This is a genomic window from Cellulomonas sp. P24 (assembly GCF_024704385.1).
Lineage (GTDB): Bacteria > Actinomycetota > Actinomycetes > Actinomycetales > Cellulomonadaceae > JAJDFX01.
The window spans coordinates 2,717,247-2,739,487 of the sequence record NZ_JAJDFX010000002.1 but is presented as its reverse complement, the minus strand read 5'-3'; the positions used below and the strand labels follow the sequence as shown (position 1 = coordinate 2,739,487).

General features: G+C 72.3%; 20 protein-coding genes, 1 tRNA gene and 1 pseudogene. 10 read left to right on the top strand and 12 right to left on the bottom strand.

Features of this window, described 5'->3' with window-relative positions; translation table 11 throughout:
- Window positions 1-91: 91 nt before the first annotated feature.
- Window positions 92-2,800 carry a bifunctional FO biosynthesis protein CofGH gene (locus LJB74_RS12755; protein ID WP_259308891.1) on the bottom strand — a complete coding sequence of 903 codons (2,709 nt, stop codon included), beginning with the start codon at window positions 2,798-2,800 and terminating at the stop codon, window positions 92-94.
- 284 nt (window positions 2,801-3,084) lie between these two features.
- Here LJB74_RS12755 and LJB74_RS12750 point away from each other — a divergent pair, with 284 nt between their 5' ends.
- The 3 genes from LJB74_RS12750 (at window position 3,085) to LJB74_RS12740 (ending at window position 5,391) form a co-directional block, all read left to right on the top strand.
- Entirely contained in the window at window positions 3,085-3,771 is a 687-nt protein-coding gene (locus tag LJB74_RS12750; RefSeq protein WP_259308890.1) for a ThuA domain-containing protein, read from the top strand.
- Window positions 3,756-4,856 carry a Gfo/Idh/MocA family protein gene (locus LJB74_RS12745; RefSeq protein ID WP_259308889.1) on the top strand — a complete coding sequence of 367 codons (1,101 nt, stop codon included), beginning with the start codon at window positions 3,756-3,758 and terminating at the stop codon, window positions 4,854-4,856. The genes LJB74_RS12750 and LJB74_RS12745 overlap by 16 nt, the downstream gene beginning before the upstream one ends.
- 163 nt (window positions 4,857-5,019) lie before the next feature.
- Complete coding sequence (locus tag LJB74_RS12740) at window positions 5,020-5,391, top strand: hypothetical protein (RefSeq protein ID WP_259308888.1); 372 nt, start codon at window positions 5,020-5,022, stop codon at window positions 5,389-5,391.
- A 98-nt stretch (window positions 5,392-5,489) separates the two neighbouring features.
- Here LJB74_RS12740 and LJB74_RS12735 read toward each other — a convergent pair whose 3' ends face one another.
- The 4 genes from LJB74_RS12735 to LJB74_RS12720 form a co-directional block, all read right to left on the bottom strand.
- Window positions 5,490-5,744, bottom strand: a complete 255-nt coding sequence (locus LJB74_RS12735; protein ID WP_259308887.1) for a hypothetical protein — start codon at window positions 5,742-5,744, stop codon at window positions 5,490-5,492.
- Between the two features lie 122 nt (window positions 5,745-5,866).
- Window positions 5,867-6,568: a maleylpyruvate isomerase family mycothiol-dependent enzyme gene (locus LJB74_RS12730; RefSeq protein WP_259308886.1), complete on the bottom strand. Its 702-nt coding sequence runs from the start codon at window positions 6,566-6,568 to the stop codon at window positions 5,867-5,869.
- A 56-nt stretch (window positions 6,569-6,624) separates the two neighbouring features.
- Window positions 6,625-7,116 (bottom strand): hypothetical protein, encoded by a 492-nt coding sequence (locus tag LJB74_RS12725; RefSeq protein ID WP_259308885.1) that lies wholly within the window; start codon window positions 7,114-7,116, stop codon window positions 6,625-6,627.
- Between the two features lie 192 nt (window positions 7,117-7,308).
- Window positions 7,309-7,381: transfer RNA gene (locus LJB74_RS12720), tRNA-Thr, on the bottom strand.
- Window positions 7,382-7,540: 159 nt separating this feature from the next.
- On the opposite strand from LJB74_RS12720, the gene LJB74_RS12715 reads away from it, so the two are divergent.
- Entirely contained in the window at window positions 7,541-8,341 is an 801-nt protein-coding gene (locus LJB74_RS12715; protein ID WP_259308884.1) for a VOC family protein, read from the top strand.
- A 106-nt stretch (window positions 8,342-8,447) separates the two neighbouring features.
- Here LJB74_RS12715 and LJB74_RS12710 read toward each other — a convergent pair whose 3' ends face one another.
- Window positions 8,448-10,001, bottom strand: coding sequence for an alpha/beta hydrolase (locus LJB74_RS12710; RefSeq protein ID WP_259308883.1), 1,554 nt, complete (start codon window positions 9,999-10,001; stop codon window positions 8,448-8,450).
- A 207-nt stretch (window positions 10,002-10,208) separates the two neighbouring features.
- Here LJB74_RS12710 and LJB74_RS12705 point away from each other — a divergent pair, with 207 nt between their 5' ends.
- Genes LJB74_RS12705 through LJB74_RS12690 form a run of 4 tightly spaced genes read left to right on the top strand, consistent with a single transcriptional unit; the run spans window position 10,209 to window position 12,962 of the window.
- Entirely contained in the window at window positions 10,209-10,763 is a 555-nt protein-coding gene (locus LJB74_RS12705; protein WP_259308882.1) for a hypothetical protein, read from the top strand.
- Window positions 10,760-11,095 (top strand): hypothetical protein, encoded by a 336-nt coding sequence (locus tag LJB74_RS12700; RefSeq protein ID WP_259308881.1) that lies wholly within the window; start codon window positions 10,760-10,762, stop codon window positions 11,093-11,095. Before LJB74_RS12705 ends, LJB74_RS12700 begins: the two co-directional genes overlap by 4 nt.
- Window positions 11,092-11,787 (top strand): response regulator transcription factor, encoded by a 696-nt coding sequence (locus LJB74_RS12695; RefSeq protein WP_259308880.1) that lies wholly within the window; start codon window positions 11,092-11,094, stop codon window positions 11,785-11,787. The genes LJB74_RS12700 and LJB74_RS12695 overlap by 4 nt, the downstream gene beginning before the upstream one ends.
- Window positions 11,784-12,962, top strand: coding sequence for a HAMP domain-containing sensor histidine kinase (locus LJB74_RS12690; protein ID WP_259308879.1), 1,179 nt, complete (start codon window positions 11,784-11,786; stop codon window positions 12,960-12,962). Before LJB74_RS12695 ends, LJB74_RS12690 begins: the two co-directional genes overlap by 4 nt.
- Before the next feature lie 76 nt (window positions 12,963-13,038).
- Here LJB74_RS12690 and LJB74_RS12685 read toward each other — a convergent pair whose 3' ends face one another.
- The 3 genes from LJB74_RS12685 to LJB74_RS12675 are packed head-to-tail and all read right to left on the bottom strand — an operon-like array spanning window position 13,039 to window position 15,881.
- Complete coding sequence (locus LJB74_RS12685) at window positions 13,039-14,178, bottom strand: DNA polymerase III subunit delta' (protein ID WP_259308878.1); 1,140 nt, start codon at window positions 14,176-14,178, stop codon at window positions 13,039-13,041.
- The gene (gene tmk / locus LJB74_RS12680; protein WP_396125229.1) at window positions 14,175-14,840 is read right to left on the bottom strand and encodes a dTMP kinase; all 666 of its coding nucleotides are present in this window, start codon (window positions 14,838-14,840) and stop codon (window positions 14,175-14,177) included. Before tmk ends, LJB74_RS12685 begins: the two co-directional genes overlap by 4 nt.
- 36 nt (window positions 14,841-14,876) lie before the next feature.
- Window positions 14,877-15,881 (bottom strand): Gfo/Idh/MocA family protein, encoded by a 1,005-nt coding sequence (locus LJB74_RS12675; RefSeq protein WP_259308876.1) that lies wholly within the window; start codon window positions 15,879-15,881, stop codon window positions 14,877-14,879.
- Window positions 15,882-16,355: 474 nt separating this feature from the next.
- On the opposite strand from LJB74_RS12675, the pseudogene LJB74_RS12670 reads away from it, so the two are divergent.
- Window positions 16,356-16,781, top strand: a pseudogene (locus tag LJB74_RS12670) (DUF6318 family protein); the annotation flags it as partial.
- A complete protein-coding gene (locus LJB74_RS12665; RefSeq protein WP_259308874.1) occupies window positions 16,778-17,746 on the top strand; it encodes a PKD domain-containing protein in 969 nt (322 codons plus the stop codon). The pseudogene LJB74_RS12670 and the gene LJB74_RS12665, both read left to right, overlap by 4 nt.
- An 83-nt stretch (window positions 17,747-17,829) precedes the next feature.
- Here LJB74_RS12665 and topA read toward each other — a convergent pair whose 3' ends face one another.
- From topA to LJB74_RS12650, 3 genes are all read right to left on the bottom strand, one after another.
- Window positions 17,830-20,595, bottom strand: coding sequence for a type I DNA topoisomerase (topA, locus tag LJB74_RS12660; RefSeq protein ID WP_259308873.1), 2,766 nt, complete (start codon window positions 20,593-20,595; stop codon window positions 17,830-17,832).
- Between the two features lie 159 nt (window positions 20,596-20,754).
- Window positions 20,755-21,723, bottom strand: coding sequence for a phosphatase PAP2 family protein (locus LJB74_RS12655; RefSeq protein ID WP_259308872.1), 969 nt, complete (start codon window positions 21,721-21,723; stop codon window positions 20,755-20,757).
- Window positions 21,720-22,136 carry a hypothetical protein gene (locus tag LJB74_RS12650; RefSeq protein WP_259308871.1) on the bottom strand — a complete coding sequence of 139 codons (417 nt, stop codon included), beginning with the start codon at window positions 22,134-22,136 and terminating at the stop codon, window positions 21,720-21,722. The genes LJB74_RS12655 and LJB74_RS12650 overlap by 4 nt, the downstream gene beginning before the upstream one ends.
- Between the last annotated feature and the right edge of the window lie 105 nt (window positions 22,137-22,241).

Below are 22,241 nucleotides of genomic sequence, written 5' to 3'. Positions count from 1 at the left end.
CGTCAGGGGCGCGCGGCCGGAGCGCCGTTACGGCGCTCTCACGGCGCCGCCGACGCAGCGCCAGGTCAGCACCGGCACGGTCAGGTTGCGGTCAGAGCGCCATCGGCAGCACCTTGAGCGACCGGCCGGTCGCCGCGAACCCGATGTCCGCGAACTTCCGGGCCGTCTCGACGCGCTCGGCGCTCGGCACGCCGTACTCGGTCGTGCGCTGCTGCGGGGTGCGACCGATCTCGCCGACCATCTGCTCGAGCTCCGCGATGGTCTTCTCGGAGCCGTTGTCGGCGCCGGCCATCCGGCTGATCGTCTCCTCCATGAGCGTGCCGCCGAGGTCGTCGGCGCCACCCCGGAGCATCGCGTGCGTGCCCTCGACGCCGAGCTTGACCCAGGACGTCTGCACGTGGTCGATCCGGCCGTGCAGCATGAGCCGGGCGATCGCGTGGACCGCACGGTTCTCCTGGACGGTCGGACCGGGCCGGGCGACACCGGCGAGGTAGACCGGCGCGTTCATGTGCACGAACGGCAGCGGGACGAACTCGGTGAAGCCGCCGGTCCGGTCCTGGATCGCGGCGAGGGTGCGCAGGTGGCCGACCCAGTGCGTCGGGTTGTCCACGTGGCCGTACATCATCGTCGCCGAGGACCGCAGCCCGACCTCGTGCGCGGCGGTGACGATCTCGACCCACGTGGCGGCCGGCAGCTTGCCCTTGGTGAGCACCCAGCGGACGTCGTCGTCGAGGATCTCGGCGGCCGTCCCGGGGATCGTGTCGACGCCCGCCTCACGCGCAGCCGTGAGGAAGTCGCGGAACGACAGACCGGTGCGCGACGCACCGTTGACGATCTCCATCGGGCTGAAGGCGTGCAGGTGGATGTCCGGGCGGCGCGCCTTGACCTCGCGCGCGAGGTCGAAGTACGCGGTGCCGGGCAGGTCCGGGTGGATGCCGCCCTGCATGCAGATCTCCGTCGCCCCGATCGACCAGGCCTCGTCGACCCGGTCCCCGACCTGCGCGATCGACAACGTGAACGCGTCCGCGTCGGTGCGCCGCTGGGCGAACGCGCAGAACCGGCAGCCCGTGTAGCAGACGTTGGTGAAGTTGATGTTCCGGTTGACGACGTAGGACACGACGTCGCCGTTGACGTCCGCGCGGATGCGGTCGGCGAGACCGGCGAGCGCCTCGAGATCGGGACCCTGAGCGGAGAAGAGGGTGAGGTACTCGGCGTCGGTGAGACCCGCCGGGTCGGACTCGGCGCGCAGGAGCGCGGCACGGACCGCCGGGTCGGAACCGGACGTGAGCGGGACCGGACCGGCGGCGCGACGGGCGGGAGTCGACCGCCCCGGGGCCGCGTCGTCGTCGGACGCCGGTGCGGCACCGTCGCCGTCCGCGGCCGTTGCACGTGCCTCGTCTGCGCCGAGGACCTCCTCGCGGAGCGCCTCCCAGTCGCCATAGACCGCGTCGAAGTCTCCCCGGCGGTCCCCGGTGCGACCGATCGTGTCGATCTCGACGTTCAGGTCGACGCGCCCGGACGACCCCCACTGCGGGTCGGGCTCCTGCCACGGGCGCCCGACCGGGACCCGGCCCTCGACCGCGAGCCCGTCACCGTCCGCGAGCGCGCGCACGTGCGGCAGGACCCGCGGGTCGATCCAGGGCTCACCGGCCCGGACGTAGTGCGGGTGCGCCGTCAACCGCTCGCGCAGCGTGAAGCCGGCCTCGGCCGTGAGCCGTGCGAGGTCGTCGACGTGCGGCCACGGTCGCTCGGGGTTGACGTGGTCCGGGGTCAGCGGGCTCACCCCACCCCAGTCGTCGATCCCCGCGCGCACCAGCAGACCGAGCTCGGTCGGGTCGGTCAGGTTGGGCGGGGCCTGCACGCGCGCCCTCGGTCCGAGCACGAGCCGGGTGACCGCGACGGCCGCGGCGTACTCCTCGGTGGCGAGGTCGTCGGCAGCCCGCATGACGGTGCGATCCTTCGCACGGAAGTTCTGGACGATCGTCTCCTGCACGTGCCCGTGGCGCCGGTCCGAGGCGCGGATCGCGAACATCGCGTCGACCCGCTCGGCGTACGTCTCGCCGATGCCGAGCAGTACACCGGTGGTGAACGGGACGCCCGAGCGCCCGGCGTCCTCGAGGACCCGCAGCCGCAGCTCCGGGTCCTTGTCCGGAGAGCCGTGGTGCGCCTGGCCCGGCGTGGTCCAGAGCCGGCTGCTCGTCGTCTCGAGCATCATGCCCATCGACGGCGCGACGGGCTTGAGCCGCTGGATCTCCTCCCAGGACATCACCCCGGGGTTGAGGTGCGGGAGCAGGCCGGTCTCCTCGAGCACCCGGATCGCCATCGCCCGCAGGTATGCGAGCGTCGAGTCGTAGCCGTGCGCGTCGAGCCACTCGCGTGCCGCCGGCCAGCGGTCCTCCGGCCGGTCGCCGAGCGTGAACAGCGCCTCCTTGCAGCCGAGGGCCGCTCCTTCGGATGCGATCGCGAGCACCTCGTCCGGCGAGAGGTACGGCGCCTTGCCCTCACGCGCGAGCTGGGTCGGGGTCTGGACGAACGCGCAGTAGTGACAGCGGTCCCGGCACAGGTGGGTCAACGGGATGAAGACCTTGCGCGAGTACGTGATCACCCCGGGGCGACCGGCGCGGTCCAGGCCCGCGTCACGCACCCGACCGGCGGCGGTGAGCAGCCGGTCGAGGTCGGCGCCACGGGCATGCAACAGGGTCTCCGCCTCGGTGCGGTCCAGGGTGACCCCGTCGTCGGCGCGGCGCAGCGCACGGCGGAGGGCGGAGGACGACGGCACGAACGACTGCTCGACGGACATGGGACCTCACGGGGCCGGGGGCGCGCAGCACGGGCGCGCGCGGATGGACGTGTCACAAACCGGTTCGCTCGGCCCAAGTCCAGGCGTCGTGGCGGGAGGAAGTGGTCCCACACTGCCTCGCGGCGCGCAGAGGGTCAAGCGCGCGGGGCACCGACGCTCGACCAGCAGGTTCGGCCCGCAGCGGCGGGCGGCGTCGGCGCGGACGAGGCGGCGGGCGGGTGCGGCGGACGTAGTCTCGGTGAACGCTCACACGACGAGGTCGGAGCACCCGAAGGAGGCACCACATGCGGCAGGCTCTCGTGGTTCGCGGCGGCTGGGAGGGGCATGCGCCCGTCCAGGCGACGGACCTGTTCATCCCGTTCCTCGAGGCCGCCGGGTATGCGGTTCGGATCGAGTCCACCCCGGAGGTCTACGCCGACGAGCGGATGCCCGAGGTCGATCTCATCGTCCAGTGCTACACGATGGGCACCGCATCCCGGGAGGCCGTTGCCGGACTGCGCGCCGCCATCGCAGCCGGCACCGGGATGATGGGGTGGCACGGGGGGATCGCCGACTCCTTCCGGGCCAGCTCCGACTACCTGCACCTCATCGGCGGGCAGTTCGCCACGCACCCGAGCAAGGCGCCGGAGGATCTGCACGGCGACGAGACCGACAACTTCCTGCCGTACCGGGTGGACCTCGTCCCCGAACGGTCCGACCACCCCGTCGTCGCCGGCCTCGAGTCCTTCGAGCTCACCACCGAGCAGTACTGGGTGCTGACCGATGGTCTCTGCGACGTGCTCGCCACCACGACCCACCCCGCGCCGGCCTGGCACCCCTGGCATCGCGAGGTCACCTGCCCGTCCGTGTGGACCCGCCAGTGGGGAGAGGGCCGGATCTGCGTCGTCACCCCCGGGCACAGCATCGACGTGCTGGAGCACCCGACCGTCCGCACCCTGATCGAGAGAGGGATGACGTGGGCGAGCCGCTGAGAGTCGGCGTCGTCGGCTGCGGCAACATCAGCACGCAGTACCTGACCACGCTCACCGCCGCCGACGACCTCACCGTCGTGGCGGTCACGGACCTCGACGCGGCGCGCGCGGAGGCTGCCGCGCAGACCTACGGGACCCGCGCGGTCGGCATCACCGACATCTACGCGATGGACGAGGTCGAGTGGATCCTCAACCTCACCACGCCTGCGCTGCACGAGGAGGTCGCGCTCACCGCGATCGCGAACGGTCGCTCCGTGTACACGGAGAAGCCGCTGTGCGCGAGCCTCGCCGCCGCCGAACGGGTGGCCGCCGCGGCCCGGGACGCCGGGGTGGCCCTCGGTGTCGCCCCCGACACCGTGCTCGGCACCGGCCTGCAGACCGCGCGGTCGGTGCTCGACGCAGGGGTGCTCGGCCGCCCGGTCTTCGCCACCGCCACGATGGCGGCCGCCGGGCACGAACGCTGGCATCCCGCCCCGGACTTCTACTACGCGCCCGGGGGCGGCCCGCTGCTGGACATGGGCCCGTACTACCTCTCGGCCCTGATCACGCTGCTCGGACCGGTTGCGGCGGTGTACGGCGCCGGCAGCCGGACGCGCGACGAGCGCATCATCGCCTCCGGACCGCGAGCCGGTGCACGGATCGGCGTCACGGTGGACAGCCACGTCACGGCGATCCTCGAGCACGACTCCGGCGTGCTCTCGACGATCGTCATGAGCTTCGACGCACCGGCGTCGACCGCCCCCCGCATCGAGGTCCACGGCGAGGCCGGGTCGATGGTGGTACCGGACCCCAACCGGTTCGACGGCGACGTGCTGGTGCACGCCGTCGGCGGCACGTGGCAGCCGGTGGCACCGTCGGCCGGGTACGTCGGGGCCGGGCGCGGTTGCGGGTTGATCGACGTGGCCCGCAGCCACGACCGCCGCACGGGGCGCGCCACCGCCGAGCTCGGGCTCCACGTCCTGGACACGATGGAGACCGTGCTCCGCTCGGTGGTCGAGCACGCGCGCCTGGAGGTCTCGAGCACATGCCTCGTCCCGCCGGCGGTCCCGCTCACCCACGTGCCGTCGTCAGGAGCGGGCGCCTGAGCGAGAGCCGTCGTCGACCGTGCGGGTGCTCGTCGACTCGATCGACACCCTCACCCGCCCGGGCACGGTCGATTCGTGGTGCTATGCCTCCGCTGTGGAGCGGTTCACCCGCTCGCGATTCGTCTTCCCCTGGGGGCTCGTGCCTACCGTGGATGTCATGGGGATGCGCGAATGGATCGAGGAGGGCAGATTTGTCGCGTCCCTCGCCGGTTACGCGCTCACCGGTGACACGCTCCATCACGGGTCGAGCACGTGGTCCGTGCTCGGGATGCGAGCCGAGGTCGTGGAGGGATCCGTCGGCCGCGTGACGACCGGTCGCGCGTCGCCCGATGGCACGGAGACCCCCCGAACGACGCCGGAGATCTCCACGCCGGTCGTCCTGCAGATCACGACGGCCGACGACACCCGGATCCTCGTCGAGGCCCCGGCCAAGAGACTGCGTCAGGCCCATGACCTCGCCCTGAAGATCAACCAGGCGAACGCGTACTTCACGGATCGGCGCCGGTCCTCGCCGGACCCTGCTCGCATCAGGTGAGACACCGGGCGCGACGACGTGCCGGCCGAGAGCGACCTCACGTCGAGGGTGGGCGCGGTCGGGAGCCTCCTCCCGATCGCGGCGGGCCCGGGCGATGCTCACGCGTCGCGGTCGCCGCGCACTCTCCGGCGCCTGCGCCAGTCGACGACGGAGCGCACGACGATCAGCGCGAGCCCGACGGAGAAGGGCCACCAGAGCGAGATGTGCCACCTGAGCGCTGCAGCTCCGACCGCGAGCCAGGCCACCCACGAGAGCAGGTAGAGGACACGCTCTCGGGCACGTTGCCGAAGCTCCACCTCGCTCGGCCCGACGTAGACGCGCACGTCGACAGGTCGCGCTCTCGGGAGATCCACGGCCTCACCGTAGGTACGCTGCCGGTCGCCGAGTCAAGGGTCGAGCGCACGCGCGCGCGTGATCGCCGCCGAGAGTCGTGGCGGCCGGCAAGACGGAAGGGAGAGGGAAGGCGATCCGACCGTCAGGGCGTGAGCGGTCCGACCAGCGCCGCGCGCAGCGCTGCACCGTCCCCCGCGACCTCGACGTCCGCGTCCTCCGGCGACCGCCGCCCCCACAGGATCAGGGCCAGGACCGATGCCGCAGCGTGCACCCGGGCGACGGCTGGTCCGTCGTCAGCGGTGTCGAGCCGCCAGACGCGATCGATGTCGGTGGCCACGAGCTCGATCGGCGACGGCAGCCGCGGCATCCGGTCCAGACGCACCTGACGGGGCTGCATCACGGTCACGACCTCGTCCACGGTGTCCGCCCACACCTCGGGGCGCACGTCGATCCCGAGTCCACCGGCGGTCCGCAGGTCCCAGAGGTGCACGACCGTCTCGTGGAGCTGCCGACGGCGCCAGAACGACGCCGGACCCGGGCCGAGCAACGTCATCCCGACGGCATCCGGACCCAGCTCGACCAGCGTGTCCCGCAGCTCGTCGGCGCACGCGCGGTAGAAGTCCTCGAGCGCGCGCGTCCCCTGCGCAAGAGGCGCTTCGTCAGTGCCGCGCGCCTGCGCGGCCGCCCAGTGGTGGACGCTCGCCAGGTGGACGACGAGGTCGCGCGCGAGCCAGCCCCCGCACCAGGGCACGGGCGTCGCCGGATCGACTTCGCCGATCGTCGCCAGGAACTGCGCCTGGGCGCTGATCAGCTCGTCGAGATGGTCCAGGTCGTGCGTCGCCATGCGGTCATCATCCCTGGTCCCGCCCACACGTCCCGGCACGGGAGCGCAGCTTCCGGTCAGCCCGTCGCCGTCGCGGTCGGTGTCTGGGTCGGCGCCGGCGTCGTCCCTCGAGCACCCCGGTCCTGGATCAGGACCTCCGTGGCGTGTCGATGGACGACCTTGGAGGACCGCGGACCCACCGGGTAGGTCGCGCCGGGCGGCAGGTCGACGACGATCACGACGACAGGTGACGGCGCCGGCGGGACCCACCACCCGTCGGCGGACGTCGGCGCCGTGTAGCCCAGGTTGTGCATCCGGGCCTCGACCGTCGCGCGCGCCCCGGCGCCGTTGAACACCATGACCTCGGTCGGGGTGCCGCCGGCCGCGTCACCGCCGTACTCACCGGTGTACATGGCTTGTCCGACGGTCCGCAGGCTCAGCTGCTCCGCGACGGCGTTCACCTCGTCGTACGCCCGAGGAGCCGGTTGGCTGCAGCCCGCGACGCTCGCTGCCACTGCCAGCGAGAGTGCGGTCGCGCGGAATCGTCGTCCGTCTGCCCTACGGAACATGGTGGCGAATCTAGCAAGTCCCCGTGAGTGGGCGCGCGCCGGCCCGGTCAGCCGTGCGCAACGACGCGCGGACGAGATCGATCGACGGGGCCACAGGCTCCGCCGACCCGGTCGCACCCACGGGCAGGCACCGCGACACGACGAAGGCCCCGCCGCCTGCATACCTGCAGGTGACAGGGCCTCTCCTCACGGAGCCGCCTATCAGAATCGAACTGATGACCTTCTCATTACGAGTGAGACGCTCTACCGACTGAGCTAAGGCGGCCAGCACCCCGGAAGCGCCGCTCCCGATGAACCGTCGCTTACTGTACCGATCAAGTCGGCTGCCTCCAAAGCGGCGACACCGAGCCACCTGTTGCGAGTCCGCACGGGCAGGCGCATCGTCGGAGATCGACCGCGCCCACCCCATGGACGGAGCACAGCGATGAGCATTCGACACGAGGCCTGGCCCGCCGGAACCCCCGCCTGGACCGATCTCTCGGTCCCCGACCGGGTGACCGCGCAGAACTTCTACCGCACCCTGTTCGGCTGGTCGGTCGCCGATGGCCCGGCCGAGATGGGGTACTACGCCAACGCCGAGCTGCGCGGCGAGAAGGTCGCCGGCATCGCCCAGCAGATGCCGGAGCAGCAGGGCATGCCGCCGGCCTGGCTGACCTACCTCGCGACGGACGACGCCGAGGCCACGTCTGCGGCCGTGACGGCCGCCGGCGGTACCGTGCTCGCCCCCGTGATGGCGGTCATGGACTTCGGGTCGATGGGCGTGTTCGCCGACCCGACCGGTGCGGTGTTCGGCATCTGGCAGTCCGGGACCCACACGGGTGCGACCATCGCCAACGAACCCGGCGCGGTGATCTGGAACGAGGTCATGACCACCGACTTCGCGGCCGCGACGGCCTTCTACGCCGCGGTGTTCGGCTACACGTACACCGACATGAGCGGCGGCGACTTCGTCTATGCGACGTTCGAGGTCGACGGCGTGACCCGGGGCGGCATCGGCGCGATCGGCGCGGAGACGGGTCCGTTGCCCTCGCACTGGCTCACGTACTTCGCGACCGGCGACACCGACGCCTCGGTCGCGCTCGTCACCGAGCACGGCGGGAGCCTGGTCCGGGAGCCGTGGGACTCGCCCTACGGTCGGATGGCGGTCGTCACCGGCCCCACCGGAGAGACGTTCGCCCTGATGGGAATGTCGGACGCGACCGAGACCGGCGAGGGCGGCGACTGACCGGTCGAAACCCCGGACGGCAGCGACTGACCGACTGGGCCGCACCGGACCGGACGTCGCGACCTGGCCTCAGCGCCGGGCGCACCACACCCGCGTGCGCTGCTCCTCAGCAGGTCTTGCCGTCCGGCGGCACCGTCCCCGAGACGAAGTACTCGTCGACGGCGTTGAGGATGCAGCTGTTGGAGCGCCCGTACGCGGTGTGTCCCTCACCCTGGTACGTCAGCAGCACACCCGAGTCGAGCTCCTTGGCGAGCGCCTGCGCCGACGCGTACGGCGTCGCCGGGTCGTTCGTCGTCCCGATGACGACGATCGGCGGGGCGCCGGCCGCGTGGTAGGACGTCGGCGACTGGACCTTCGGGTACGGCCAGTCCTTGCAGATCGTGCCGCTGTACGCGAAGAACGACCCCAGGGTCGGTGCCGCGGCGACGATCTGGGCGTCCTCGGCGCGCATCGCGGCGAGGTTCGAGTCGGACGGCTCGTCGAGGCAGTTGATCGCCAGGAACGCCTCGGTCGTGTTCGAGGAGTACGTGCCGTCCTTGTTGCGGTCGAAGTAGTAGTCCGCGAGGGACAGCAGCCCGGAGCCGTCGTTCTTCTGCAGCGCGAGCTGGAGCGCCTGGGTGAGGTACTTCCAGTTCTCCTGCGTGTACAGCGTCACGGCGATGCCGTAGAACGCGAGCGAGCCCGTCAGCGGGCGTGACGTCCCGGTCGGCAGCGGGGTGCTCTTGGCCCGCTCGGTGAGGTCATGGATCTGCTGCAGCCCGTGGTCGACCGTGCCCGTCAACGGGCAGTCCGCGCCGGCCTCGCAGTCCTTCACGTAAGCCCGGAGGGCACCCTCGAAGCCCTTCGCCTGCCCGATCGCCATCTCGGTCGAGGTCTGCGTCGGGTCGATCGCGCCGTCGAGCACCATCCGGCCGACCTTGGTCGGGAAGAGCTCCGCGTACGTCGCCCCGAGCTGGGTCCCGTAGGAGTACCCGAGGTACGTCAGCTTCGCATCGCCGAGCACCGCCCGCATGAGGTCCATGTCGCGTGCGGCGCTCACGGTGTCCACGTGCGCGAGCAGCGGGCCGGTGTTCTCCTTGCACGCCGCAGCGAACTTCCCGTAGAGCGCCTCCGCGGCGGCCACCTGGGAGTCCTTCGAGAAGTCGAACGTCGCCGCGTTGAGCTGGTCCATCCCGGAGGCGTCCAGGCACTTCACCGCCGACGACCGCCCGACGCCGCGCGGGTCGAAGCTGACGATGTCGTACGCCGCCTTGAGGTCCGCGCCGACGGTCGGCAGGAAGTTGCCGCTCGAGAGGAGGTCCACGCCCGACCCTCCCGGTCCGCCCGGGTTGACGAGCAGCGAGCCGAGCACCGTCTTGCCGGTGGCCACCGAACGGATCATCGCCAGGGAGATCGAGGGGCTCGACGGGTCGGACCAGTCCATCGGCGCCTCGATCGTCGCGCACTGCAGGCTGCCGCACGTCGTCCAGTCGATCGTCTGGCCGTAGTACTTGTCGAACCCTGCGGGACCGCTGCTCGCCTGCGCGGACGGTCCGCTCGACGACGTCCTCCCCGAGGTCGGCAACGTCACCTGGTGCTTGGGGGCGGTGCACCCTGCCAGGACGACGACACCGACGGAGACGAGAGCAACAGCCCGAGCGAGGGCGAAGGGTGGACGCACGGAGGACACGCTAACGAACTGTCCTGAGCGACACGCCCTCAACGCCTCGCCCGCCGTCGCGGATGCGGCCGGCGACCCGGATTCACGGCGCACGCACAGGAACGCCTTGCACGACCCGAACATTCGCCGAACCCGCCGCTGATCACGCTCGGCCACCGTGAGGAGCGTGCCGGACGGACCGGCGCGCAGGAGACAGGGAGCATCACCATGACGGCACTGAAGAGCTTCCGGGCAGGACGCCGCACCGCGGCGACGGCCGCAGCCGCACTCGGCATCGGGGCGCTGCTGACGGCGACCGCCTCGTCCACGTGGGCTGCACCGGTCACGACGGCCACCGACGCCGCTCGCACCGTCGTCGCCGACACCACCGGCACCCCGGCCCCGACCTCGACCTCGACCTCGACCTCGACCTCGACGCCGAGCGTGGTCGTGAACGGGAGCACGGTCACGATCACCCGCGAGCTCGCGCAGGTGCAGGCGATGTGCGCCCGCGTCCCGGACGTCCAGAAGCGCATCGCTGCGGCCCTGGCCCGGATCCAGGGCGGCAGCGACGTCCACGGGTCCGTCGCGTGGTTGCAGGCCCGCGCCGCCGACCAGCGGGCGGCTGGTCACGCTGACGCGGCGAAGCGGCTCGACGACCGCGCGACGCTGCGCTCCGACCGCGTCGCGGAGCTGACCAAGCGCGCCGATCGCCTCACCGTGGTCGAGCGGAACATCTGCGCGCCGGTCGCGGCCCAGACCGGCACCGGGACGAGCTCGTGAGGACCGGGAACCGACGCGACGTCGCCGCCACCCGCGTGCGCACGGTCGGGGTGGTGGTCGTCGCCGTCACCCTCGCCACCACGCTGAGCGCCTGCGGCGACCACGCACGCTCCCCGCACCTCGCCGTGCCCGCTGCGGTGACGGGGAGCGCCACCACCGGTGGATCGGCGGACACCGGCGCGCCCGGCACGACGTCCTCCGAGGCGCAGGTCTCCCCGTCGACGGCCACGATCGGTCAAGATGACGTGAACGAGCTGCAGGCAGCCCTCAGCGACGCCGAGTCGCTCACGAAGGACGTGGAGAGCGACATGGCCCAGGACCCCGCCAAGTGACCGCGACGACCGGGCTCGTCGTCGTCGCCGAGGACGACCCGGCCGTCGCCAGCCTGCTCCGGCTCTACCTGGGTCGCGACGGCTTCGGCGTCGAGACCTACGCCGACGGCTCCGTCGCCCTGCAGGCGATCCAGTCGCACCACCCGGTCGCCGTCGTGCTCGACATCGGCCTGCAGGGCATCGACGGCATCGAGGTGTGCCGTCGACTGCGCGCGAGCGGCGACCACACGCCGGTGCTGTTCGTCACGGCACGCGACGACGAGGTCGACCGCGTGCTCGGCCTCGAGCTCGGGGCGGACGACTACATCACCAAGCCGTTCAGCCCCCGCGAGCTCGTCGCACGCGTGCGGGCCGTCCTGCGTCGCGCCCGACCCGACGGCATGGACGACCCGCGCGTCGTGCTGGGCGACGTCACCCTCGACGTCGCCCAGCACCGCGTGTGGAACCACGGGGACGAGGTCGACCTCACCGCGACCGAGTTCGACCTGCTCGCGCACCTCATGCGGCACCCGGGTCGGGTCTGGCAGCGGGACGAGCTCCTCGCCACGGTGTGGGGGTACAGCGCCGCTGCGGGCAGCCGCACCGTCGACGTCCACGTGTCCCAGCTCCGGACGAAGCTCGGTGCCGGGTGCCCGATCCGGACGGTGCGAGGCGTCGGGTACGCCGCCGATGCTCGCGGAGACGGCCGATGAGCACGCTCGGCCCGGCCCCGGACGCCCACGTGCCGCACGCGCACGCGATGTCCGTGACGACGCGGATCACGCTCCTGTGCGTCGGTGTCGCCCTCGTCGCCGCCGTGCTCGCGAGCGCCGCGACCGCACGCGCCCTGGTTGCCGCCGAGCGCGCGAGCGAGCCGGTGACGTTGCGGCAGGCGGTGCAGGACCTGCGTACCCCCGACGCGGCCCTCAACCGCGCCGCCCGCACCGTCGAGCGTCGCCCGATCGTCGTCCAGTCCCTGCTGCTGTCCATGGGTGTGGGCCTCGCGGTCGGGGCGGCCGCCGGCGGCTCGCTGGCGCGCGTCCTCACGCGCCCGCTCCGGCGGACGACCGAGACCGCGCGTGCGATGGGTGCCGGACGCCGCGACCTCCGGGTGCCCGTCGAGGGCCCGCCCGAGATCGCGGACGTCGCCGTGAGCATCAACGAGCTCGCCGACGCCCTGCAGCACAGCGAGGACCGCCAGCGCCGGTTCCTCCTGTCGGTGTCCCACGAGCTGCGCACCCCGCTGACCGCCGTCCGCGGCTTCGCGGAGTCGATCGCGGACGGGGTCGTCACCGGTGCGGACGCCGGGCAGGCGGGACGAGTGATCCTCGCCGAGTCCCAGCGGCTCGAGGGGCTCGTGCGCGACCTGCTCGACCTTGCCCGTCTCGGCGCGGACGACTTCCGGCTGGACCTCGCAGCGGTCGACCTCGATGCCCTCCTCGGGCACGCCGAGACCGTGTGGCGCACGCGGGCCGGCAGCGACGTCGACCTCCGGGTCGAGCGGCCCGGGCACGCGATCGTGCTGCGCACCGACCCCGCACGCCTCCGGCAGGTGATCGACGGTCTCGCCGAGAACGCGCTGCGACTGGCCCCGCGGGGCGCCCCCGTCGTGCTCTCGCTCCGCGACCCGAGCCCGGCGGACCCCGAGCGCACGCGGGCCGTTCTCCAGGTCCGCGACGGCGGCCCCGGACTCGCCGCCGAGGACTACGCGGTCGCGTTCGAGCCGGGCGTGCTCGGCGAGCGGTACCGCGACGACCGCCCCGGAGGTGTCGGCATCGGGCTGTCGCTCGTGCACGGGCTCGTGCAGCGCCTCGGCGGAGCGATCGTCGCCGGCCCAGCGCCGGAGGGGGGCGCGGCGTTCACGGTCTACCTCGGCGACGCACCCTGAAGCGATCGACCTCGCCGACGCGCCCTGAGGTGATCGACATCGCCGACCAGGTCCCGGGTCGCGCCCGCGCCTCCGCCTAGACCTGCGGGCGCAGGGCGATCATCATCGCCTCGACCGCGAGGAGCGGAGCGACGTTGCCCGACAGCCGGGTGCGCGCCAGGCCGATCGCGTCCATCCGGTGCACCGTCTGCTCGGGCCTGCTGCTCGCAGCGACGGCCCGGACCTGGTCCTCGTGCTCGGCGTTGACGACGTCCACCTCGGCACCGAGCTGGACGACGAGCACGTCCCGGTAGAACGACAGGAGATCGAGCATCGCGCGGTCGAGGACGTCGCGCTGCGACCGGGTGGCCCGGCGCTTCTGCTCCTCCTCGAGCTGGCGCACCTGCGACCGCAGCGCCGGCGGCAGGGTGGCCGACGCCTCGGCCCCCATCGATCTCAGCAGCTCGGTCCGTTCCGCCGCGTCCCGGTGCTCGGTCGCCGCCTTCGCCTCGGTCTGGGCGACGTCGACCAGCTCACCGGCGGCGAGCACCGCGTCACCGACACCACGGACCGATGCCGCCAGCGCGAGCACGCGCGAGCGCCTCGCCCGGGCCTCCGGGTCACGCGCGAGACGACGCGCGATGCCGATGTGGCTCTGCGCCGCGCGCGCGGCGACCAGCGCGAGCCCGGGCTCGACCCCGTCGCGGCGCACGAGCAGGTCCGCGACGGCCTCGACCGGCGGGACCCGGAGCGCGACGGATCGGCTGCGGGAGCGGAGCGTCACGAGGACGTCCTGCGGGCTCGGGGCGCACAGCACCCACACCGTCCGCGGCGGCGGCTCCTCGATCGCCTTGAGGAGCACGTTGCCCGACGTCTCGTTCAGGCGGTCGGCGTCCTCGACGATGATCACCCTCCACCGACCCTCGGAGGGCGAGCGCTGGGCGAGCTCGACCAGCGGTCGGGCGACGTCGGCGCGGATCACCACGCCTTCGGTCGCGACGACGGTCACGTCGGGGTGCGTCCCGGCCAGCGCCGTCGCGCACGCGTGCGACGAGAGCGCACCGCTCGGGTCCTGCAGGGCGGCGGCGAAGGCACGGGCGGCGTTGGACCGACCCGAGCCGGGCGGACCGGTGATCAGCCAGGCGTGCGTCATCGCCGTCGGGTCCTCGACCGCGCGACGCAGCACCTGGACGGCGGGCTCCTGGCCGACGAGGTCGTCCCAGACGGTCCCGGTCACGGTGCGAGGCCGAGAGCCACGGCGACGTGCGCGCGGATCTCCGACTGGATCTCGTCGACCGGGCGGGACGCGTCGACGACGAGCCACGGCTGGCGTCCGTCGGCTGCCGCGGTCCGGGCCCGCTCGAGGTAGGCCTGACGCGTGCGGGAGTGGAAGTCGTCCCCCGCCCGCTCCAGGCGGTCGGGCGCACCCGTCAGCCGCCCGCGCCCGATGTCCGGGTCGAGGTCGAGCAGCACAGTGAGCTGCGGGCGCAGGCCACCGGTGGCCCACAGCGAGAGGTCCTCGACCTCCGCGGCCGAGAGCTCACGCCCACCTGCCTGGTAGGCGACCGACGAGTCCAGGTAGCGGTCGGTCAGGACGACCGCCCCGCGCTCGAGGGCGGGCCGGATCACGGTGTGCACGTGGTGCGCGCGGTCCGTCGCGTACAGCAGCGCCTCGGTGCGGGGGTCGACGTCCTCGCCGTGCAGCACGGCATTGCGCAGCTCGACGCCCAGGGTGGTCCCGCCGGGCTCACGCGTCGTGACCACCTCGCGACCGAGGGTGTCGCGCAGCCACCGCGCGAGCAGGTGGAGCTGCGTCGACTTGCCGGCCCCGTCACCGCCCTCGAACGAGAGGAAGAAGCCCGGGCCGTCCGGTGCGGACGGGGCGGCCGGCACGTGGATCGTCACGGCGCCCAGGGTATCCGGCGCCGGTGTCACTCACTCCCCCGGGTACACGACCCCGATCTGCTCGCGGACGGTGTCGAGGGTGCGCATCACGTCGAGGGTGCCCTGCCAGGACATCCGCGGGCTCTCGGTGTCGCCGGCGGCCACGCGACGTGCGACCTCGGCAGCCTCGTACTGCATGCCGCCGTCCGCGTGCTGGTCGAACTGCCAGCGGGCACCGTCGTTCCGGGTCGCGACGAACGACGTCGGACGGTAGAACTCACCCGCGATCGTCACCGACCCCTCGGTCCCGGAGATCGAGGCGGTCGTCGGGGTGGACGACCACAGCGTGGTCGACAGCGTGGCCTGGACGCGGTCGCCGTAGGACAGCACGATCGACGCCTGCCCGTCGACGCCTGTCTCCGTCAGGGTGCCCACGGCGCGCACCGCGTCGGGTGCCCCGAGGAAGTCGTGCGCGAACGACACCGGGTACACGCCGAGGTCGAGCAGCGCGCCGCCGGCGAGCGCCGGGTCGAACAGCCGTCCGGCCGGGTTGAACGTGAACGCGTGCCCGAAGTCCGCGGAGATGTTGATGATCTCCCCGATCTCGCCCGCGTCGACGAGCTGGTGCACCTTGGCGATGTGCGGGAGGAACCGCGTCCACATCGCCTCCATGACGAACACCCCGGCGGCCCGTGCGGCGGCCAGCACCTCCTCGGCCTCACCGGTGTTGCGCGCGAAGGACTTCTCGACCAGGACGTGCTTGCCGGCGGCGATCGCCAGCAGCGCGTGCTCCCGGTGCTCCGAGTGCGGGGTCGCGACGTACACGGCGTCGACGCGGTCGTCCTCGACGAGGTCGCGGTAGCCGATGTGCGTGGTCGGGATGCCGTGCGCGGTGGCGAACCGCTCGCAACGGTCCTTGTTGCGCGACCCGACGGCGGCGAGCTGGGCCCGTGTGTGCCGGTTGACCGCGTCGGCGAACGTGCCGGCGATGCTGCCGGCCCCCAGGATTCCCCAGCGGATGGGCGGAGCGGTGCGCGGGTCCTCGACGTGTGCCATGGCCCCCAACCTATCGCCCACCCGTCCCCTGAGCGCGCCCCTCCCGCCCCGCCCCCTGCTGTCGAGTGGAGCGTTCTGTCAGCGACACGCGGGCGTGTCGCGACAGAACGCTCCACTCGACCGGGCGGGTCGGGCGGGTTGTCCACAGACCGGGACATTGGGCCGATGTGCGGGGCTGCGTGGTTGGTAGGTTCCGAGCGGACAAAACGGACACCGGCGCAGGTGCGGGTACAGGTGCAGGGGGCGACGTGGGACTTATCGCGCGAGGACGACACGACCAGACCAGACGGCACGACCGGGCCCGACGGCACATCCGACCGGCCAGAACCCTCGCCGCCGCGGTGACTCTCGGGGTGAGCCTCGCCCTGACCGGGTGCACGACCGGGACACCACCGCCGCCCACCACACCCACGACCCCCGCACCGAGCCAGACGAGCACACCGACCCCGACACCACCCGCCCGCCCCGCCCCCCACCCGACCGGCCGCGATGTCCACGATGGACGCCAACGGCGCCGCCGCCGCAGCCGTCTACTTCATCGAGCTCTACGGCTACGTGCTCCAGACCGGCGACCTCACCGAGTGGAACGCCATGAGCTACCCGGACTGCCAGTTCTGCACCTCGACCGCCGAGTACGTCCAGTCCGTCTACTCGGCCGGAGGGTCCTTCACCGGCGGCGACATCACCGCCGAGGTCGTCACCGTCCACGAGCTCGACGACTTCATCGGCGGATACCCGGTCGACCTGCGGACGACCCAAGCCCCAGCTAGGAGACTCGACGCGACCGGTGAGACAGCAGGCTGGCTCGACAAGCAGACGGACACGGCGAGATTCGCGACCGTCTACTACAAGGGTTCGTGGACGATCGCCACGGTCGTGCGCCTCGTCGGTGCCTCATGACCCGCCACCGGACGAGCCGCACGACGGTTGCCGTGGTCGCGCTCCTGTGCATGTCACCAGCCGCCCGGGCAGATGTCGGCCCCGAAGTCGATCCCTCGATCGGCGCCTATGCACGCTCCTCGTCGGTTGATGTCGCGGCCACCGCGGGAACGGCAGCCGCCACCCCGCGCAAGGCGACTGCTCCGGAGGGTGATGTGCGGTGGCGGCGGGCGGCGATGGTCGTGTGCACCGACAACCAGGGCACCGACGTCCCCCTGCACGACGCGGACTTCACCTGCGAGGACGGACCGACGTTCCCCGCACCACACACCTGCCCCGACGGCCAGCACCCCCTCGACGCCCTGTACCGCCAAGAACGCGACCCCACCCGACCCACCGGCTGGTCCGCATGGGCACGCGTGGCCGACCCCACCTGCGTGACCGACCCCGACCTCACCGCCACCCTGGCCACCGAGCTGCAGAACCTGCCCCTGACCCCCTCACCGGTCTCCATCCCCCCCAACGGATGGGTCATGGTCAACATGGACACCGTCGTCTACACCACACCCGACCCACAGACCCTGCACACCACCGTCCTGGGCCAACCCGTGACCATCACCGCCCGCCCCATCCGGTTCACCTGGGACTTCGCCGACGGCTCCACGCCCCTGACCACCACCGACCCCGGCCGCCCCTTCCCCCACCAGACCGTCGCCTACCAGTACCCCCACGGCGGGACCTACACGATCACCCTGACCACCACCTGGGTCGCCGACTACCAGCTCACCGGCACCACCACCTGGGAACCCGTCCCCGGCACCGCCACCACAACCACCACCGCCAACCCACTGACGGTCTACACCGCCCGATCCCACCTCGTCGCCGACCCCCTGCACCAACCCACACATCCCACCTCCACGTGCCCACGCACCCGCCGTGCGTCGTCAAGTGGAGCGTTCTGCCACGACACGCCCGCGTGTCGCTGACAGAACGCTCCACTCGACAACACACAACCCGACCGACCGGGTGACAGGAACACCCGGTCGGGAAGGCGTCGGAGGGGGCGCCGCTACTTCTTGGCGGCGGCCGGCTTCTTCGCGGCGGGCTTCTTCGCGGCGGGCTTGCGGGCTGGCGGCTTCTTCTTGGTCGGGGCCTGGGCGCGCTTCTCGGCGAGGAGCTCGACGGCCTGCTCCGGCGTGATCGACTCCGGGGTGACGTCGCGCGGCAGGGTCCTGTTCGTCACCCCGTCGGTCACGTAGGCGCCGAAGCGGCCCTCCTTGACGACGATCGGGCGCTCGGAGGTCGGGTCGGTGCCGAGCTCGCGCAGCGGCGGGGTCGTGGTCGCACCACGTCCGCGCTTGGGCTGCGCGTAGATCGCGAGCGCCTCCTCGAGAGTGACGTCGAACATCGCCTCCTCGGACGCGAGCGTCCGCGAGTCCGTGCCCTTCTTCAGGTACGGCCCGTAGCGACCGTTCTGCGCCGTGATCGGCTCGCCGGACTCCGGGTCGATCCCGACGACCCGCGGCAGCGACAGGAGCCGCAGGGCGTCCTCGAGCGTGATCGTCTGGAGCTGCATGGACTTGAGCAACGAGGCGGTGCGCGGCTTGGGTGCGGCTGCGAGGGCCTTCTTCTTCGCGGCTGCCGACAGGCCCGGGTCGAGCTCGGGCTCGGGCAGCAGCTCGGTCACGTACGGACCGAAGCGGCCGGACCGTGCCACGATCGTCGTCCCCGTCGACGGGTCGTCGCCGAGCACCAGGTCACCGTCCACCTGGGTCTCGAACAGCTCGAGGGCCTTCTCGACGGTGAGCTCGTCGGGGGCGAGCTCCTGCGGCACCGACGCACGTCGGGGCTCGCCGTCGGCGGTCTCCGGGGGACCCTCGAGGTATGGCCCGTAGCGACCGACACGCAGGGTGATGCCCTCGCCGATCGGGATGGAGTTGATCTCCCGCGCATCGATCTCGCCGAGGTCGTCGACCAGGTGACGCAGGCCCTCGCCCTCGGTGCGGCCGGTGCCGTCACCGAAGTAGAAACGGGTCAACCAGGCGACGCGCTCCTTCTCCCCGGCGGCGATCGCGTCGAGGTCGTTCTCCATCTCGGCCGTGAAGTCGTAGTCGACGAGCCAGTCGAAGTGCTCCTCGAGCAGTCGGGTGACGGCGAACGCCAGCCAGCTCGGCACCAGTGCCTGGCCACGTGACGTCACGTACCCGCGGTCCTGGATCACCGAGATCGTCGCGGCGTACGTCGAGGGCCGGCCGATGCCACGCTCCTCGAGAGCCTTGATCAGGCTCGCCTCGGTGTACCGGGGCGGGGGTGACGTGTGGTGCCCGTCGGACTCGAGACCCCGCGAGTCGACCGCATCCCCCTCGGCGAGCTGCGGCAGGCGGGTCTGCGTGTCGTCCTTGTCCTTGGTGTTCGCGTCCTCGGTGCCGTCGGTGTAGCGGTCGACGTCACGCCCCTCCTCGTACGCCGCCATGAAGCCGCGGAACGTGATGACCGTGCCGGAGGCGGAGAACACCGCCTCCTGCGCGGCACCGCCCGCACCCAGGCCGGGCGCGAGAGCAGCGAGCCTCACCGACGCCGTGGACCCGCGCGAGTCGGCCATCTGCGAGGCGACCGTCCGCTTCCAGATCAGCTCGTACAGGCGGAACTGGTCCCCGGAGATCTCACGGGACACCTCGGCCGGGGTGCGGAACGCGTCACCGGCCGGACGGATCGCCTCGTGGGCCTCCTGCGCCCCCTTGTTCTTCGCGGTGTACACCCGCGGCGCGTCCGGGACGTACTCGGGCCCGTACAGCTCGGCGGCCTGGCGGCGCGCGGCCTCGATCGCCTGCGCGCTCAGCACCGGCGAGTCGGTACGCATGTAGGTGATGTAGCCGTTCTCGTACAGCGTCTGCGCGGTCCGCATCGTCTGCCGGGAGCCGAAGCGCAGCTTGCGGGACGCCTCCTGCTGGAGGGTCGACGTCGTGAAGGGCGCGGCGGGACGACGCGTGTACGGCTTGGTCTCCAGGCTGCGGACCGTGACGTCCGCACCGTCGAGGGCGGCGACCAGCGCGCCGGCAGCAGCCTCGTCCAGGTGGACGGCGTCGGCCGACCGGAGCGCACCCCGGTCGTCGAAGTCGCGGCCGCTCGCCACACGACGCCCGTCCAGGCTCGTCAGCCGCGCGCGGAACGCGTCACCCGCGTCGGGCCCGACCGTGGCGGCGAACTCGCCCGACACGTCCCAGTAGTCGGCCGCGCAGAACGCCATCCGCTCGCGCTCGCGCTCGACGACGAGGCGCGTCGCGACCGACTGGACGCGGCCGGCGGACAGACCCTGGCGGACCTTGCGCCACAGCACCGGGGAGACCTCGTAGCCGTAGAGGCGGTCCAGGATGCGACGCGTCTCCTGGGCGTCGACCAGCCGGGTGTCGAGGTCGCGCGTGTTCTCCAGGGCCCGGTGGATCGCCTCCCGGGTGATCTCGTGGAACACCATCCGCTTGACGGGGACCTTCGGCTTGAGCTCCTGCAGCAGGTGCCAGGCGATCGCCTCGCCCTCGCGGTCCTCATCGGTCGCGAGGTAGAGCTCGTCCGAGTCCTTGAGCAGGCGCTTGAGCTCGGCGACCTTCTTCTTCTTGTCGGCGTCCACCACGTAGTACGGATCGAAGCCGTTGTCGACGTCGACCGCGAACTTGCCGTACGGGCCCTTCTTCATGTCCGCCGGCATCTCCGACGGCTGCGGGAGGTCGCGGATGTGCCCGACGCTCGCCTCCACCTCGAAGCCCGCACCGAGGTAGCCCGCGATGGTGCGTGCCTTCGCGGGGGACTCCACGATGACCAGCTTGCGAGGAGCGGACATGGGGACCTGCTTCCGTGAACCGTGTTCTGAGCGGTGGGGGTACCGAGGTGTGCGGGGTCGTGCGCACGATGCTCTGCGCGGCCGACCGCCTCGACCGCCGAGCAGCCAGGGCCGCCCACCGCAGAGAGCGCCGTCGAGGGGGGAGCCTACGACCTTCCGTCAAGCGGGAAGAACACTGGACGTGCGCTGTGGGGTGTCGGGCGCCGTCGGACGGCCTGCGGTCCGACGGACGACGAGCAGCAGAGCGAACGCGGCGAAGGTCGCGGCGACCACCCCGAGGGCGCCTCCTGCGTAGGCCGTCACGAGCGCGGTCCCGGACTCGACGGGCCCGGTCGAGTCCCAGGTCCGGCGCAGCGCGACGACGGCCGGCACCCCGGCGAGCGCGGCGACCGCACCGAGGAGGACCACCGGCGTCGACTCCGCGCGTCGACCGGCCGCGACCCGGCGCACCGATCCGGTCGGCGTTCCCCTGAGCGGCGCGTCGATCCCGGTCGCGACGAGCGCCGACGCCAGCCCGCTCCACGCGAGCACGACGAGCAGCGCCGCCAGGACGTCGCTCGGCCGGTGCCACTGCCCGATGAGCGTCGACACCCCGGTCGCCGCGGTGTAGGACGCACCGACGATCGCGACCCACGGGCGCATCCGGGGCGGCACGACGAACAGGAGGGCCGCGGAGACCGAGGCCGCTGCCGTCGTGTGGCCGCTCGGGAGCGTGTTGCCGTAGGAAGGAGCCTGCCCGAGGTCGGGCCGCGGGAAGACGTCCACCTTCAGCAGCTGCGTCGTCGCGTTGGCCCCGGCGAGGAGCACGGTCACCTGGATCGCGAGCATCCACCGGCGGCGCATCGCCGCGATCAGCACGACGGTGAGGAGCACGATCGCGATGAACGCCACCGAGACGACGTCGAGCACCTGCTGCGCGACGGGCCACAGGTGGCTGCGTCCGTACAGCGCCCCCGTGAGCGCGGCCTGGTCCACCCGCTGCCCTGCGGACGAGTTGACGAACACCTGCCAGCAGCCCCAGACGCCGATCGCGGAGACGATCGCCGTCAGCAGGCCGAGGCGCACGCCGGCGTGCGAGGCACGGCGGTACCCGCGCGCGGCGGTGGTCCGTTGGTCGGTGGCGGTCACCCCACCACGGTAGGCGACCAGCCGTCGCCCCGCGGAGCCGGGACGGCCCCACCGCCGACGAACCCGAGCCGCGGATCGGCAGGCGCTCCCCTGTCGACGAGCACGGCGTGGTGGCCGGCCAGCACGAGGCGCGCCCGCGTGTCGCCGTCGACGTTGATGCACAGCAGACAGCCCCCGCGCTGCTCGAGGCCGTCCGCCGCCTCCTCGATCACCCGGGCGGCACGTGCGCTGCGCAGCCGGGTGGCCTCGAGATCGAGCACGACGAGCGACGCGCACCCGCACAACCCCTCGAGCATCTGGTGCAGCCGAGGGACGTCGTCCCGCCCGAAGCTCCCTGCCGGACGGATCGTCGCAGTGACCCACGACTCGACGTCGACGTCGTGGGGTCGTGCCGCCGCGATCATCGTTGACATGGGGTGTCCTTCCGAGAGGGGATGGAACTCGTCCCCGGGGCGACCCCGGGAACGAGCAGCAGATCTCGCTGCGACACCGACGCTTCCGCTGCCGACTGTGACGGC

Excerpts from the sequence above, each read along its gene's own strand:
- LJB74_RS12725 (WP_259308885.1), bottom strand. The coding sequence starts at position 7,116 with ATGTTCCGTAGGGCAGACGGACGACGATTCCGCGCGACCGCACTCTCG.
- LJB74_RS12755 (WP_259308891.1), bottom strand. The coding sequence starts at position 2,800 with ATGTCCGTCGAGCAGTCGTTCGTGCCGTCGTCCTCCGCCCTCCGCCGT.
- LJB74_RS12730 (WP_259308886.1), bottom strand. The coding sequence starts at position 6,568 with ATGGCGACGCACGACCTGGACCATCTCGACGAGCTGATCAGCGCCCAG.
- LJB74_RS12650 (WP_259308871.1), bottom strand. The coding sequence starts at position 22,136 with ATGTCAACGATGATCGCGGCGGCACGACCCCACGACGTCGACGTCGAG.
- LJB74_RS12705 (WP_259308882.1), top strand. The coding sequence starts at position 10,209 with ATGACGGCACTGAAGAGCTTCCGGGCAGGACGCCGCACCGCGGCGACG.
- LJB74_RS12675 (WP_259308876.1), bottom strand. The coding sequence starts at position 15,881 with ATGGCACACGTCGAGGACCCGCGCACCGCTCCGCCCATCCGCTGGGGA.
- LJB74_RS12715 (WP_259308884.1), top strand. The coding sequence starts at position 7,541 with ATGAGCATTCGACACGAGGCCTGGCCCGCCGGAACCCCCGCCTGGACC.
- LJB74_RS12665 (WP_259308874.1), top strand. The coding sequence starts at position 16,778 with ATGACCCGCCACCGGACGAGCCGCACGACGGTTGCCGTGGTCGCGCTC.
- LJB74_RS12750 (WP_259308890.1), top strand. The coding sequence starts at position 3,085 with ATGCGGCAGGCTCTCGTGGTTCGCGGCGGCTGGGAGGGGCATGCGCCC.
- LJB74_RS12690 (WP_259308879.1), top strand. The coding sequence starts at position 11,784 with ATGAGCACGCTCGGCCCGGCCCCGGACGCCCACGTGCCGCACGCGCAC.
- topA (WP_259308873.1), bottom strand. The coding sequence starts at position 20,595 with ATGTCCGCTCCTCGCAAGCTGGTCATCGTGGAGTCCCCCGCGAAGGCA.
- LJB74_RS12740 (WP_259308888.1), top strand. The coding sequence starts at position 5,020 with ATGCGCGAATGGATCGAGGAGGGCAGATTTGTCGCGTCCCTCGCCGGT.